The 13,620-nt window shown below is 63.1% G+C and carries 13 protein-coding genes; 7 read left to right on the forward strand and 6 right to left on the reverse strand.

The features are described 5' to 3' along the window. Nucleotides 1–106: 106 nt before the first annotated feature. Both ABDK11_RS13765 and ABDK11_RS13770 read left to right on the forward strand, forming a co-directional pair. Nucleotides 107–682, forward strand: coding sequence for a DUF4231 domain-containing protein (locus tag ABDK11_RS13765; protein WP_346837088.1), 576 nt, complete (start codon nt 107–109; stop codon nt 680–682). 207 nt (nt 683–889) lie between these two features. Beyond that, the gene (locus ABDK11_RS13770; protein WP_346837089.1) at nt 890–2,692 is read left to right on the forward strand and encodes a C1 family peptidase; all 1,803 of its coding nucleotides are present in this window, start codon (nt 890–892) and stop codon (nt 2,690–2,692) included. A gap of 82 nt (nt 2,693–2,774) precedes the next feature. Here the strand turns inward: ABDK11_RS13770 and ABDK11_RS13775 are convergent, their stop codons facing one another. From ABDK11_RS13775 to ABDK11_RS13800, 6 genes are all read right to left on the reverse strand, one after another. Beyond that, nucleotides 2,775–3,653 (reverse strand): aldo/keto reductase, encoded by an 879-nt coding sequence (locus tag ABDK11_RS13775; RefSeq protein ID WP_346837090.1) that lies wholly within the window; start codon nt 3,651–3,653, stop codon nt 2,775–2,777. A gap of 78 nt (nt 3,654–3,731) precedes the next feature. Beyond that, entirely contained in the window at nt 3,732–5,165 is a 1,434-nt protein-coding gene (locus ABDK11_RS13780; protein ID WP_346837091.1) for an RtcB family protein, read from the reverse strand. A 6-nt stretch (nt 5,166–5,171) separates the two neighbouring features. Further along, nucleotides 5,172–5,591 (reverse strand): archease, encoded by a 420-nt coding sequence (locus ABDK11_RS13785; RefSeq protein WP_346837092.1) that lies wholly within the window; start codon nt 5,589–5,591, stop codon nt 5,172–5,174. A gap of 153 nt (nt 5,592–5,744) precedes the next feature. Beyond that, nucleotides 5,745–6,878: an acyltransferase gene (locus tag ABDK11_RS13790; RefSeq protein WP_346837093.1), complete on the reverse strand. Its 1,134-nt coding sequence runs from the start codon at nt 6,876–6,878 to the stop codon at nt 5,745–5,747. Between the two features lie 26 nt (nt 6,879–6,904). After that, entirely contained in the window at nt 6,905–8,200 is a 1,296-nt protein-coding gene (locus tag ABDK11_RS13795; RefSeq protein ID WP_346837094.1) for a type II toxin-antitoxin system HipA family toxin, read from the reverse strand. A 5-nt stretch (nt 8,201–8,205) separates the two neighbouring features. Further along, nucleotides 8,206–8,553 (reverse strand): helix-turn-helix transcriptional regulator, encoded by a 348-nt coding sequence (locus ABDK11_RS13800; protein ID WP_346837095.1) that lies wholly within the window; start codon nt 8,551–8,553, stop codon nt 8,206–8,208. Between the two features lie 259 nt (nt 8,554–8,812). On the opposite strand from ABDK11_RS13800, the gene ABDK11_RS13805 reads away from it, so the two are divergent. From ABDK11_RS13805 to ABDK11_RS13825, 5 genes are all read left to right on the forward strand, one after another. Then, nucleotides 8,813–9,856 carry an XdhC family protein gene (locus ABDK11_RS13805; RefSeq protein WP_346837096.1) on the forward strand — a complete coding sequence of 348 codons (1,044 nt, stop codon included), beginning with the start codon at nt 8,813–8,815 and terminating at the stop codon, nt 9,854–9,856. Between the two features lie 67 nt (nt 9,857–9,923). After that, a complete protein-coding gene (locus tag ABDK11_RS13810; RefSeq protein ID WP_346837097.1) occupies nt 9,924–10,514 on the forward strand; it encodes a nucleotidyltransferase family protein in 591 nt (196 codons plus the stop codon). Further along, the gene (locus ABDK11_RS13815; RefSeq protein WP_346837098.1) at nt 10,505–11,002 is read left to right on the forward strand and encodes a (2Fe-2S)-binding protein; all 498 of its coding nucleotides are present in this window, start codon (nt 10,505–10,507) and stop codon (nt 11,000–11,002) included. Before ABDK11_RS13810 ends, ABDK11_RS13815 begins: the two co-directional genes overlap by 10 nt. Continuing rightward, nucleotides 11,002–13,266, forward strand: coding sequence for a molybdopterin cofactor-binding domain-containing protein (locus tag ABDK11_RS13820; RefSeq protein WP_346837099.1), 2,265 nt, complete (start codon nt 11,002–11,004; stop codon nt 13,264–13,266). Before ABDK11_RS13815 ends, ABDK11_RS13820 begins: the two co-directional genes overlap by 1 nt. A gap of 10 nt (nt 13,267–13,276) precedes the next feature. Further along, a complete protein-coding gene (locus tag ABDK11_RS13825; protein WP_346837100.1) occupies nt 13,277–13,543 on the forward strand; it encodes a hypothetical protein in 267 nt (88 codons plus the stop codon). Nucleotides 13,544–13,620: the final 77 nt, after the last annotated feature.

The following is a 13,620-nucleotide window of genomic DNA, read 5'->3' on the forward strand; positions in this document are numbered from 1 at the left end:
GAAGCCTCGGCAGGCTGCGCCGAGGACACCGCGCGGACATGAATCCGACGGAAAAACTTGCTAGTCTCCCCCCTCCCCTGCCTCCGAGCGACAATAAGAATTCCCCATGAGCCAGATACCCAACACCGTACAAGTTCTGGAAAAACTGCGCTGGAACGCCCACCTGTGCAAGCACAGCCATTTTCGCGCGTCGATGCGCGGGCGCCACCTGCACGTCCTGTGCGGTGTGCCGATCGTAGTGGTCAACCTGTTCCTGGGCTCGCTGTTCTTCTCGCTGATCAATGCCGAACTGCCCGACTGGACCAAGTGGAGCGGCGCCGCACTGGCGCTGCTCACCGCGCTGCTCGGCGGTGTGCAGACATTTTTCAATTTCAAGAAAAACTACGAGGGCCACCGCGAGGTGGGCAACGAATACCTGGCCATCGCCCGCGAGTGCGAGCGACTGATCGCGCTCTACTTCGACGGCATCCTCGACCTCGAGCACCTGTCCGCCAGAGTCGCCGAGCTGAACGGTCGCTACAGCGACATCAACCAGCGCGCAGAAGAATATATCGTCGGCGACCGCGTCTACCGGGAGGCGCTGCGCAAGCAGAACCAGAAAGCGGCACAGGAGCCCTCACTGGTGCAGCGTATGGCCCGGGCCGAGGAGTCCAGGCCGGCAACGACCGAGACCGTCGACTGATTACACGGAATTACGCAGGGGAGATTCGCGCTGGCACAGAAATTCGGCGCAGCACTGATCGTGTTGCGCCCGTATACCGTTGTTGAACACGCGAACGATGGATTAATCTAAGCGGCCGCGTTCGAAGGTATGGATTGAACGTTTACTTCAGGAAAGAGGTTTTCATTTAGCGACAGTCATCGTCAATGGCAACAAAGGGAGCTTGTCATGCAAACAATCAATAAGAAGTTTGACGTTAATTCCGATGCACCAGATTTACGCGATCGTTACTACGAACCCCGCCTCGCCCCACTGCAGCCGGCAATGGATCCCCCCGGTGATCTCACCATACTCGATCAGGGCAACGACGGAGCCTGTACCGGCTTCGGTCTCGCCGCAGTCATCAATCGTTTGTACCAGTTGCAAAACCATCCGCTCAAAGTGAGCCCATGGATGCTGTACCACATGGCCCGCCGCTACGACGAATGGGCCGGAGAGGATTACAGCGGCTCCAGTTGTCGAGGCGCGATTAAAGGCTGGCAGAACTCGGGCGTCTGCCTCGATGAACTGTACGGTAATAACGAAGCCGGCTTGCTGGGATTCGAGCAGCTGGAAGATGCCAAGTCGCGTACCATCGGCGCCTACTACCGGATTCACCCGCAGATCACCGACATGCATTCGGCGATCAACGAGACCGGCATTATCTATGTGTCTGCAGCCGTGCACGCAGGCTGGCAGGCGCTGGTCCCATACAAGGACGGCCAGTTTACTATCGAGCGCAGCGACAGCACCATCGGTGGACACGCCTTCGCCATCGTCGGCTATAACGAGGACGGATTCTGGGTGCAAAACTCCTGGGGCGAAGACTGGGGCCACAAGGGCATTGCCCTGTGGCGCTACGAGGACTGGCTGGAATCTGTTTACGATGCGTGGGTGATTCAGGTGGCCCTGCCGACACCGCAGATATTCGATCGCGCGCGCCGCGCCGGCACCGCCTCGGCTGCCAACCCGTCAGAAAGCGCCGGAGCCCCCAGCCACAGCAAGATCTGGAATCACTTCGTCCATTTCGACGATGGCAAGTTTCACGATGGCGGCCGCTACTGGAGCAATGAAAGCCAGGTTTTTGCCATTGCAGACAATATGCGCCGGCACGCGCAGGATTTTGACCATGTGCTCTTCTATGCGCACGGCGGCCTCAACAGCATCAAGGCCTCGGCCAAGCGCATTGCGGCGATGAAGGATGTGTATCTCGCCAACCGCATCTATCCCTTCCACTTCATGTACGACACCGGCCTGCTGGAGGAGCTGAAAGACGTGCTGATGGGCAAGTTCCACGCGGCGGAGCACATCGCAGGCAGCATCGGCGGCAGTGTCATCGACTGGTTCGACCGCCGTGTCGAAAACCTGACCCGCGTGCCCGGTCGCGCCGTATGGCGGGAAATGAAGCGCGGCGCCACGCTGCCGTTTGCGCGTCCGGAGGCAGACGGGGCAAAAACCCTGAAGATTCTCACCGACACCATCAACGAGATCGGCGGCAAGAAAGTCCATGTGGTCGGCCACAGTACCGGCGCCATCCTGCATGGGCACCTGCTGCAACGCATCTTCCAGGACGGCATGCTCGACAAAATCGATACCTGTTCACTGCTCGCCCCCGCGGCAACCTACACGCTGTTCAATGAAAACTATGCGCCGCTGATCCGCGACCAGCTCCTCGGTGACATCGCCATTTACAACCTGTCCGATGACCTGGAGACCGGCGACAACGTGGCCGGCGTCTACCGCAAGTCACTGCTGTACCTGGTATCCAATGCCTTTGAGGACAAGCGTCACGATGCGCTGCTGGGCATGAAAGTCTTCAATGAACAACAGGACAACGCCGGGGTCACCTTTCACTACAGCCACTGCGACGCAACCGCGAGCAAATCACACGGCGGTTTTGACAATGACCCCGCCACCATGAACCACCTGCTGACGCGTGTGCTGGGACAAGAACCCGCGCGCCCGTTCAAGCCTGCGGACCTCAATTACTAGATTCCGGAAAAGTCCTTAACGGCCGGGGCCGGTGGAAAATATTCCACCGGCCCCGTTTCCCATTGCGCGCCTTGATAGTCAGCTAGTCTGGCACCTGCACCTTTTTGTTGCTCTCGTGTGCCGTATCCGGATCGGCACCAAAGCGATAATCGCGGTTGAGGCGATCGATCGCCTCCAGGTCTTCGTCACTCAGTTCAAAACGGTAGAGATCGAAATTGCCGCTGATATGCTGCAGGCTTTCGGCCTTGGGAATGACGACGCGCCCGCGCTGGAGATCCCACTTCAGAATCACCTGCCCCGCATTGACCCCGTGTTTTTCTGCCAGCGCGACGATCACAGGGTCCACTATGGGTTTTGCGTCCGTCGACACGCCGCTCCAGCTGCCGGAGCCCAGCGGCGACCAGCAGGACACAACCATCTTGTGGAACTGGCAGTAATCCACCAGCGGTTTCTGGGTCATGTAGGGGTGCAACTCTATCTGGTTGCAGGTGGGACGCACCTCGGCAAAGGTAGCGATCTGTTCGATATCGGACTGGCGAAAATTGGACAGCCCCAACGCGCGCACTTTCCGTTCCGCGTACAGTCGCTCCATACTCTCCCAGGTTTCGCGTGTATACGCCGGCACCGGCCAGTGCACCAGGTACAGGTCCAGGTAGTCCAGCTGCAGCCGCTCCAGGCTGCGCGCGAAGGCGTCGGCCGTGCCCCTGCCCTGCTCCGTGTCCCAGACCTTGCTGGTAATGAACAGCTCCTGGCGCGGCAGACCGGATTCGAGGATGGCGCGCCCCAGCGCACGCTCGTTGCCATACACGGAGGCGGTATCGAAATGCCGGTAGCCGATGGACATCGCCTTGAGAATGGTGTCGCTAACGTAGCTGTCGTCTTGCTGCCACTCGCCGATAGCGGCGGTGCCGAACCCCAGCTGCGGTATCTCGACACCGTTGTTGAGAGTCATATTGGTCATGGTGACGCGCCCGATAGTTCGACGTGCGAATGCAATGAGTGTAGGACCGCAACCGGCGTCACGGTAGCGCGGGCCGGATCAGCCCTTGATACAGACTCGCGGTTCCATCCGCGCCACCTTGTGGGCAAGGCCGGCTTTTTCGGCCGCATCCACCACCGCGCGCACATCCTTGTAGGCACCGGGCGCCTCTTCGGCGACACCGCGCATGGACGGCGTGCGAATGATGATGCCGCGCTCGGCCAACTCGTCCACCAGCGTCCGGCCGCGCCAGCGCTTGGTGGCCTGGTGGCGACTCATGGCGCGGCCGGCACCGTGGCAGGCGGAATTGAAGGACAACTCGGCCCCCGATCTGGAACCGGCGAGGATATGGGATTCGGTGCCCATGGAGCCGCCGATCAGTACCGGCTGGCCCACCGCGCGCAGGGTTGCGGGAATATCCGCATGGCCGGGGCCGAACGCGCGGGTGGCCCCCTTGCGGTGGACGAACAGCTGGCGCTGGCGGCCCGCCACCGGGTGCGTCTCCAGTTTGCAGGTATTGTGCGACACATCGAATAGCAGGGTCAGGTCCGCCTGAGGCAATACTTCCGCGAACACCTGGCGCGTCAGGTGGGTGATGATCTGGCGGTTGGCCAGCGCACAGTTGATACCGGCGCGCATGGCGCCCAGGTAAGCCTGCCCGAGTTCGGACAGAATCGGCGCACAGGCGAGTTCGCGATCCGGTAGTTCAATGCCGTGCTTGCTGGCGGCGAGCACCATATATTTCAGGAATTCAGTGCCGATCTGGTGGCCGAGTCCGCGGGAACCGCAGTGAATGAAGACCACCACGTCGTTCTCCTTCAGCCCGAAGGCCGCGGCGATCACCGGATCGTAAATCTCCGCGACCCGCTGGACTTCCAGATAGTGATTGCCGGAGCCGAGCGTGCCCATCTCGTCCTGCTGACGCTTGCGCGCGCGGGCGGACACCTCCGCCGGATCGGCGCCGGCCATGCAGCCGCGCTCCTCGATATGCTCCAGGTCCTCGGCGCGGCCAAACCCCTGCTCTACGGCCCAGCGCGCGCCACCTTTGAGCATTGCCGTCATGCCCTTGTCGTTCAGGTGAATACGGCCAGTACTGCCCACACCGACCGGAATCTGCCGGAACAGGGCGTCCGCCAGCGCTTTCTTGTGGGACTCGAGGTCGTCGATGGTCAGCCCGGTGCGCAGCGCGCGCACGCCGCAGGAGATATCAAAGCCGACGCCACCGGCGGAAATCACCCCGCCTTCGTCGGCATCGAATGCGGCCACGCCACCGATCGGGAAGCCGTAGCCCCAGTGGGCATCGGGCATCGCGTAGGCGGCCTGTACGATACCCGGCAGGCTGGCTACGTTGCACAGCTGCTCGAATACCTTGTCGTCCATGCCGCGCATCAGTGCCTCGTCGGCGTAAATGATGCCGGGCACGCGCATCTTGCCGACGGGTTCGATACACCAGCTGAATTCAGATTGCTGTTGGAGGGGAAATGCAGCGCTCATGGAAAATCACACGTCGACGACACACTGGGCCATCCAGCTGCCGTCGTCCCGCCGGGTTACCCGTAACGCAGTGTAGGTCGCGCCCTTCACCTCGACCACCGGATGATGCCGCTGGCGGTCGACCGGTTCGCCCCACGCCGCCGCGCGCAGGTGTCCTGCGTCAATATCAATCTGGAAGCGGGAGAACAGCAGGTTGCGCGTGGCCATCTCGAACACCAGCGCATTGAGCCAGTCCACCAGCAGCAGCTCCGCGTCGTCGCCGTCGCAGGTGATATCCACCCGTTCGCGCTGCGCCACCACTGCCGGGTCGACAACAATTGCCGTCAGCGCCAGCGCCGCCTGCTCAAAGGCGGCGGCCTGCGTCGCGCCGCAGCCGCGCACCCCCATGTCCGCGGCGTGGCTGAAATGTTCCCAGTGGGGCGCCACTGCGGATCTCCTCGCCATGCTTGCAGCAAGCATAGCCGAGCCAGCCGGCTCGACCGGCGCCCGAATTTATTTCCCGCGGCAGCGCTCCACAACGCGTGACATTAGCGCCCCTGGCAACCACGCCGGTTCACCCGGCAGTATCGGGTTGCCGGCTCAAGAGTTCAGTGGCGCCGGCTGAACCGGTTGGGCAGCCCTGGCACCGCCGCGCAGATAGCGATTGCAGGGCGTCGCGTACCAGCGCGCGACGGCGTAACTGACCAGGCACGACAGCCCGATCATCAGCGCCAGCATCAGCAGTTTGAAATTACCGCTCACCTCTGCCGGCGCTATCCACTGCCGCAGCAGCCCCAGCACGATGATATGGAACAAGTACAGCTCGTAGCTGTGCCGGCCGAGCCAGCGCAGCGGGCGCGTAATACGCATGAGCGGCGCCGGCAGTGTCGCCGGTGCGTGCACCAGCGCCACGCCTGTGCACAACGCCACCAGGGTAAATCCCCACACCTGGTGACCATAGATGCCACGCAGATAAATCACCGGCAGCAACAACAGCGCCACCATGCGCAGATACCGCCAACCGCGGCTACTGACCGTGTTTTGCAGCAGTGCCGCCAGGCAGCCCAGCGCAATCGCATCGAAGCACGCCAGGTAGCCGTACATAAAATAGATTTCATTGTCGCTGTGCTGGGCGCGGTACCAGGGGCCAGCCGCAACCAGCAGCAGGCACAGCGCTACCAGCACCCGGCGGCGCTTCAGCAGCAAGCAAGCCAGCGGGAAACCTAAATAGAAGACTTCCTCGACCGATAACGACCAGTACACGTTAAGGCAGTAATTGAAATAACCCAGCGACTGCATCAACAGGTTGTGCCAGAAGGTAACGACCGACAGCAGCGCCAGTGCCAGCTGGCCCTCGCCCCGGTGCCCGCCGCTATTGCGAAAACTGTCCAGTCCGGCGAACGCCAGCAGCGTAATAACGCCCAGCGCCAGCAGCAGCGGCGGCAAAATACGTGCGGCGCGCAGGCGGTAGAAATGCCGCCAGTCGACCTGCGCCAGGCTGCCATAGCGTCGCAATGCCGCGCCGGTGATCAGATATCCGGACACGGTAAAGAAAATCGTCACGCCGTAATTGCCATTCAGTACCAGTCCACGCAATAGCCAGTGCGGCAACCAGTCGTCGGCGACGCTGCCCTTGAAGCCGTAGCTGAGTGCGTGATGCAACAGCAGCACCAGCAGGATGGCGCTGCCGCGCAGGAGATCGATCAGCGGGTTGCGAGCGGGAAAGGCGCGCATAGAAATGATCCTTTTATGGCAGGCCGCTACAGCAGTTGCCGGTGACTGCCGGCAATCTGGCGGGTGAATACGTCACTGACACCGGCGGCGCCGGCGAACTCCGCCCAGCGCGCTACCGCGGTGGCAACTTCGGCGATAATTTCCCGCGGCTTCTTGATACTGATGGAATGGCCCACTGCTTCCAGATCGGCCAGCGCGAAGTGATCGCGCTTGCCGTTGACACTCATCTGGTGGCGATTGGTCCAGCGGCCGCCGGGATTGTGGGCGAAGGTGAGATCGAAGGCCGGCGACAGCGACCAGTGGCCCTCGCGGTCCATCAGGAAGGCAATATTTTTGGTGTGGTCGTCCTGGTTGCGCGCCAGGACATTGAACACCATGCGGCGGTACTGCTGGATCGCCTCGCTCTTCGGCAGGCGCAGTTCGCGCATGACGGCGAAGGCCTGCTCGTAGCTGTGCGCGCCGGGCAAGTTGAAATCCAGGTGGGCGATGCCGCACAGGCTCAGCATATGCCGCTTGTCGCCACCGGCGCGGTCGAAGCGCCGGGTCATAAAGTGCGCGCGGCCACTCTCCTGCAGCAGGCGCGATTCCATCATGTCGATACCGGCAGCGCGCGCCATCAGGTAATAGGCGTACTCGATACGCCCGAAGCCCTGGGATTTACCCAGTTCGATATCATCAACGCCATCGAATTTCAGCAGCCAGTAGTCATAGCCTTGCGGGGCCGGCACCTGGCCGGAACACACATCACCGTCGCCATTCATCGCAATCACCGCCTTGGCGCGCGCGCCACCGGCGCTGGTGCCGACGCGCAGGATATCCCCGAGCGCCGCAGCGTTGTCGTCACCGCCGTCGAAGTGTGAGTTGAGCCCCTCCTGGCGGTGGGTCACCGACTGCGCCAGCTGCACCAGTTCGGCGATCTCCACCGGGGCCGACTCGCGGAAACGGCCGTCCACCGCCGGTTCGAATTCCAGTGCGCCCATACCGCGGCTGCCGGTATAGCAGAGCCGCTCGATGGGGCTGAAATCCGCGGCAGTGCGCCCCTGCCGCGCCAGCCAGGCGTCGATGATGGCGTTACCGAACTTGTCCGGCAGGGAATCCGCCAGCAAGCCCGGCAAGCCCTTGTAGGTCTCGCGGTTCAGGCCGGGGAAGGAGAAAATCCGGCTACCGCCGTAAATGGACATCTGCATCGGCGACAGGTCCAGGCCGAGCTGGGCGAAGTCCGGATCGTACTCGAACACCCCGTAGCCATCCGGATGCCAGGACACGGCGCCGGCGCGACGCCCCCAGAGGTTGACCGTTGCGGTTTCAATGGAGTCTGCCATGGCGTTCACCAGTCGGATTCGGGTTTATGTTTTTTTGTCGGCGGCTCTTGCGCTGCCCCCCCGCGGCTGGCCCGCCGGCGCGGCCGCCCCTGCCGCTCGGCCAGCTGCAGCGGGCTGAGGCCGGGGTCCGGCAGGAAGGCGTCCAGCGCATCAAGCTGCTGCAGCTCGCGCAGCACCGCAATCAGGCTGTCCAGCCGGCCGCGACCGGCCTCCAGCCCCTTGATCGTGGATACCGACAGTCCGGCCCGCTGCGCCAGCTGCGCCTGGGTGATATCCCGGTGCAGACGGTGCTGGCGCAGCCGTTTACCGAGTATCTGCAGTATCTGTCGATCAGACTTACCGAGAAAACTCATAACAGTGTTAAAAGCAGCTATAAAACCCATTAATAGCACTTAAAAGCTGTATTATCAACTATCATTAATTTTATATAACAGATGGAAAAACGACCATAAAAACTAAAAAAAGCTAATAATAGATGCATTTTAAACTATTAAATAACGGGCGATTCAGGCGCAGAAACTAGTCTCCCGGACACCCGGGGAAAAATCTGCCGCGCTTGCAGTATCCACGCCGGTCGCTACCATCAACCCCGTAAACACTGAACGAGTCACCATGGCGAACCAGCTTCACGCACTGCTCGATCTCTGGCACCGCAACCGCGCCGACCGCGAATGGGTACTGGGCACTGTCTACCGGACAGAAGGCCCCAGTTACCGCAAGGCCGGCGCCACAATGCTGTTTGACGACCTCGGGCGCCACTACGGGCTGTTGAGCGGCGGTTGCCTGGAAGCCGATCTCCAGCGCCACGCCCGCCAGGTGATGGCCAGCGGTCGCGCCAAAACCCTCTGTTACGACGGCAGCGATGAAGACGATTTCGCTTTTCAGCTCGGCATCGGCTGCGGCGGCACCGTGCATATCCTGCTGCAGCCACTCTGCGCCGAAAACAACTACCTGCAACTGGAACAGCTGCGCGACTGCCTGCAGCGGCGGCAGCCCTGCCATTTCCTGCAGAAAATTCCCGACAGTGGCGAAAGCCTCGCCAACCTGACCGCAGTAGCTTCATCCACACAGCTGCAGCGCCCGCAGCTGGTGGAGCGCGGCGACGGCCGCTGGCTGCAATCACCGATAACGCCGGTACCGCATATCCTGATTCTCGGCGCCGGTGTCGATGCGCGGCCGATGGCGCAACTGTTCCGCGCCCAGGGCTGGCAGGTCAGTCTCGCGGATCCGCGCCCGGCCAACGGCCGCCCCGCCTATTTTCCCGACTGCCGCTGCTACGCGTTGCATCCCGATGAACTGCGTGCTCAACTCGACCTGAAACAGGTCGATGCGGCAGTGATCATGCATCACAATCTGGAGCTGGATGCGGCGGCCCTGCGCCTGCTGCACGGCCAGCCACTGCGCTACCTGGGCCTGCTGGGCCCGCTGAGCCGCCGCGAGCGGGTGCTGCAGCTGGCCGGGCTCACACTCGAACAACTCAACGGCGCGCTGGGCACGCCACTGCGCAGCCCGGTGGGCCTGGAACTCGGCGGCGAGCTGCCGGAGAGTATCGCCCTCGCCACCTGCGCCGAACTGCACGCCGTGCTGCACGGGGGCAGCGCCCGCAGCTGCAGTGCCGCCCCCGCACAACCAGCAGCGGAAGAAAACCCGGCTTAGCCGCAGATTGCCGGGCAGTCTTGCGGCGCCCCGGCGCCGGGTAACATAAAAAAATAACGCCAGAGGCATGGACACCATTCAGCCCATTATTCTCGCCGCCGGCGCCTCGCGCCGCTTCGGCACCTGCAAACTGCTGCTGCGCTACCGCGGCACAAGCCTGTTACAGCGCTGCGCCGACACCCTGGCCGCGCTGGCGCTGCCGGCACCGCTGATTGTCAGCGGCGCCTGGCACCGCCAACTGGCGGATGCCCATCCACAGCTGGCGCTCAGGGAACACCGCGACTGGCGCGACGGGCTCGGCAGCTCACTCGCCTTTGCCGCGCGACAACTGCCCGCGCACAGCGAGGCCGCGCTGGTGCTGCTCGCCGACCAGGTGGCCGTGACCGAACTGGATCTGCAGCAGTTACTGCAAGCCTGGCGCGACCAGCGCGAAGCGAGAAAAACGGTCTGCAGCTTTTACACCGGTCGCCGCGGCGTGCCGGCGATTTTTCCCCGGCACACCTTCGCGCAACTGCAACAACTGCATGGCGATAGCGGTGCGCGCGCGCTGCTGCGCAGCCGGGAAGCAGAAGTGATTGAAGTACCGCTGGCCAATGGCGCCATCGATATCGACACCCCCCAGGACTGGAAGAATTTCGGAGGAGACGCATGCAACTGACCGTCAACGGCACCACCCACGAGGTCGACATCGACGCAGATATGCCTCTGCTGTGGGTGCTCAGGGATGAACTCAAGCTTACCGGCACCAAGTTTGGCTGCGGCGGCGGCTTCTGCGGCGCCTGCACCATTCACCTGGACGGTCAGCCAATGCGCGCCTGCCTGACGCCGGCGCGCTTCGCGGTAAACAAAAAGATCACCACCATCGAGGGATTGTCCGAACACGGCGACCACCCGCTGCAACAGGCGTGGATCGAGCACAACGTGCCCCAGTGCGGCTACTGCCAGAGCGGCCAGCTGATGTCCGCCGCGGCTCTGCTGGCGCGCAATGCCAACCCCTCCGAGAGTGATATCGACGGCGCCATGATCGGCAACCTGTGCCGCTGCGGCACCTACCCGCGCATCAAAAAGGCCATAGGTGCCGCGGCGAAAACGACAGCCGCGGCGCAAATAACCAACGCCGCCGCGCGCCAGGAGGAGGAAGCCTGATGTCGGACAAGCAAAACATCGAAAACGTCAGCCGCCGCCGCTTTTTGCAGCTTACCGGCCTCACCGCCGGCGGCCTGGTGCTCGGCGCCGGCCTGTCCGCGGCGCGACCGGCGTGGGCCAGCGCCGCCGACAAGGCCGCGCCGCTCAACCTGTTCGTCAGCATCCGCGCCGACGACACCGTGGCCATCGTCTGCCACCGCTCGGAAATGGGCCAGGGTATTCGCACCGGCCTGCCGCAGATCGTCGCCGACGAATTGCAGGCGGACTGGGACAAGGTGAGCGTGGTGCAGGGCCTCGGCGATGCGCGCTACGGAAGCCAGAACACCGATGGCTCGCGCAGTGTGCGCCGTTTCTACCACACCATGCGCACCATGGGCGCCAGCGCCCGCACCATGCTCGAACAGGCGGCGGCGCAACACTGGCGCGTACCGCTTGCCGAGTGCGCGGCAGACAAGCACGCGGTGGTACACAAACCCAGCGGCCGCCGCCTGCGCTTCGGCGCCCTGGCTGCGGATGCCGCCAAACTGCCGGTGCCGAAACCCGAGACCCTGCGGCTGAAAAGCCCCGACCAGTTCAACTATATCGGCAAGCCGGTGGATACCGTCGATGCGCCGGACATGGTGAGCGGCCGCGCCCGTTTCGGCCAGGATGTGTACTTCGACAATCTGCTGATCGCCAGTATCGAGCGCCCGCCGGTGCTGGGCAGCACGATTCAGACCCTCGACGACAGTGCCGCGCGCAAAGTGAAAGGCGTGGTGGCGATCGAACGTCTCGACGGCGGCGCCGAACCACCGCTGTTCAAGCCGCAGGGCGGTGTGGCGGTGCTGGCGCACAATACCTGGATAACATTGCAGGCGCGCAAAAAACTGAAGATTCGCTGGAGCGACACCGACCACAGCCACCACGACAGTGATGCCTACCTCGCCACCCTGAGCAAAGCGGTGCAGCAGCCGGGCAAACTGGTGAGCGAGCGCGGCGACCTCGATGCCGCGCTGGCGAGCGCCGCGCGCCGGCACAGCGCCACCTACACCGTGCCCTACCTGGCCCACGCCACCATGGAACCGCCGGCCGCCACGGCCGCCGCCGGCAAAGACAGCTGCGAGGTCTGGGCCTGCGTACAGGATCCACAGTCGGTGCAGCAGAATGTGGCCGCGGCACTGGGGATCGACAAGGACAACGTCAAGGTCAACGTCACACTGCTCGGCGGCGGTTTCGGACGCAAGTCGAAACCGGATTTCGTGGTCGAGGCGGCACTGCTTTCCAGGCGCATGGGGCAACCGGTCAAGGTGGTGTGGAGCCGCGAGGACGATATCCGCCACGACTACTATCACGCCGCCAGTGCCGAACACTTCCAGGCGACAGTGGCCAAAGACGGCAGTATCAGCAGCTGGCTGCAGCGCGCGGCATTTCCGTCGATCAGCGGCACCTTCAAGGCCGGCGTCGATCACCCGTCCAATTCCGAGCTGGATCTGGGCCTCACCGACCTGCCCTACGCCATTCCCAACCAGCGCACCGAGACCGCCCGCGCCGATTATCACACGCGTATCGGCTGGCTGCGCTCGGTGGCCAATATCCAGAATGCCTTCGGGGTGTGCAGTTTTGCCGACGAGTTAGCCGCGCACAGCGGCCAGCGCCCGGACAGGTTCCTGGCCCAGTTGATCGGTCCGGACCGCCATGTGAATCCCAATGCGGGCGACTACCACTACGGCAATTACGGCGAGGACCTGGAAAAGTTTCCGATCGACACCGCGCGCCTGAAGCGGGTGCTGGCGCGCGTGGCCGCCGTGGCGGACCTGGATCTGCGCGGCGATCACGAGCGCGGTGCGGGCGAAGGCTGGGGCATCGCGGTGCACCGCAGCTTCCTGTCGTATGTCGGCATCGCCACCCGGGTCCAGCTGCACGACGGCAGGCTGAAAATCGCAGAAATGCACTGTGTTGCCGACGTGGGCCTGGCGGTGAACCCGGACCGGGTGCGCGCGCAGATGGAGGGAGCAATGGTCTTCGGCATGAGCCTGGCGCTGTTCGGCGAAATCCGCATGCAGGATGGCGCCGTGCAAAACAGTAATTTCGACGACTACCCGTTGCTGCGTATCCACCAGTGTCCGCCGCTGTCGGTGGAACTGGTGCAATCCGATACACCACCGGCGGGCGTCGGCGAACCGGGCGTACCGCCAGTGGCACCGAGCATTGCCAATGCGATTTTTGCCGCGAGCGGCAAGCGTATTCGCGCACTGCCGATCAGCAATCATCTGCAGATCAGCTGAGGCCGGCCGCGTGTTTATCAAGATTCCACTGCTCGCGGCGCTGATTGCCGCACTGATTCAGACCGGCAACCCCCTTGTCTGCGCTGCCATCTGGGCAGCGGCGGTGCTGATCTTCGGGGTTATCGGTGGTGGTATCGGTTGGTGGTTACTGCTCGCCAGCGGTCTCGCCTTCCTGCTGGCGCTGGGATATTTCTCACTGCTCGATTATCTGGAGGGAAGCAACTGGTGGTGGCCGGCGCTGATTGGCGGCTTTGTGGTGGTGATCCTGTTTACCTGATATCGGGGATCATCGGGTGATCACCGGCGTTGTGGTGCGCGCGGCGCACCCGCGCCAAAAAGTTTCACTATCGAATC

Source organism: Microbulbifer sp. SAOS-129_SWC (assembly GCF_039696035.1).
Taxonomy (GTDB): domain Bacteria; phylum Pseudomonadota; class Gammaproteobacteria; order Pseudomonadales; family Cellvibrionaceae; genus Microbulbifer.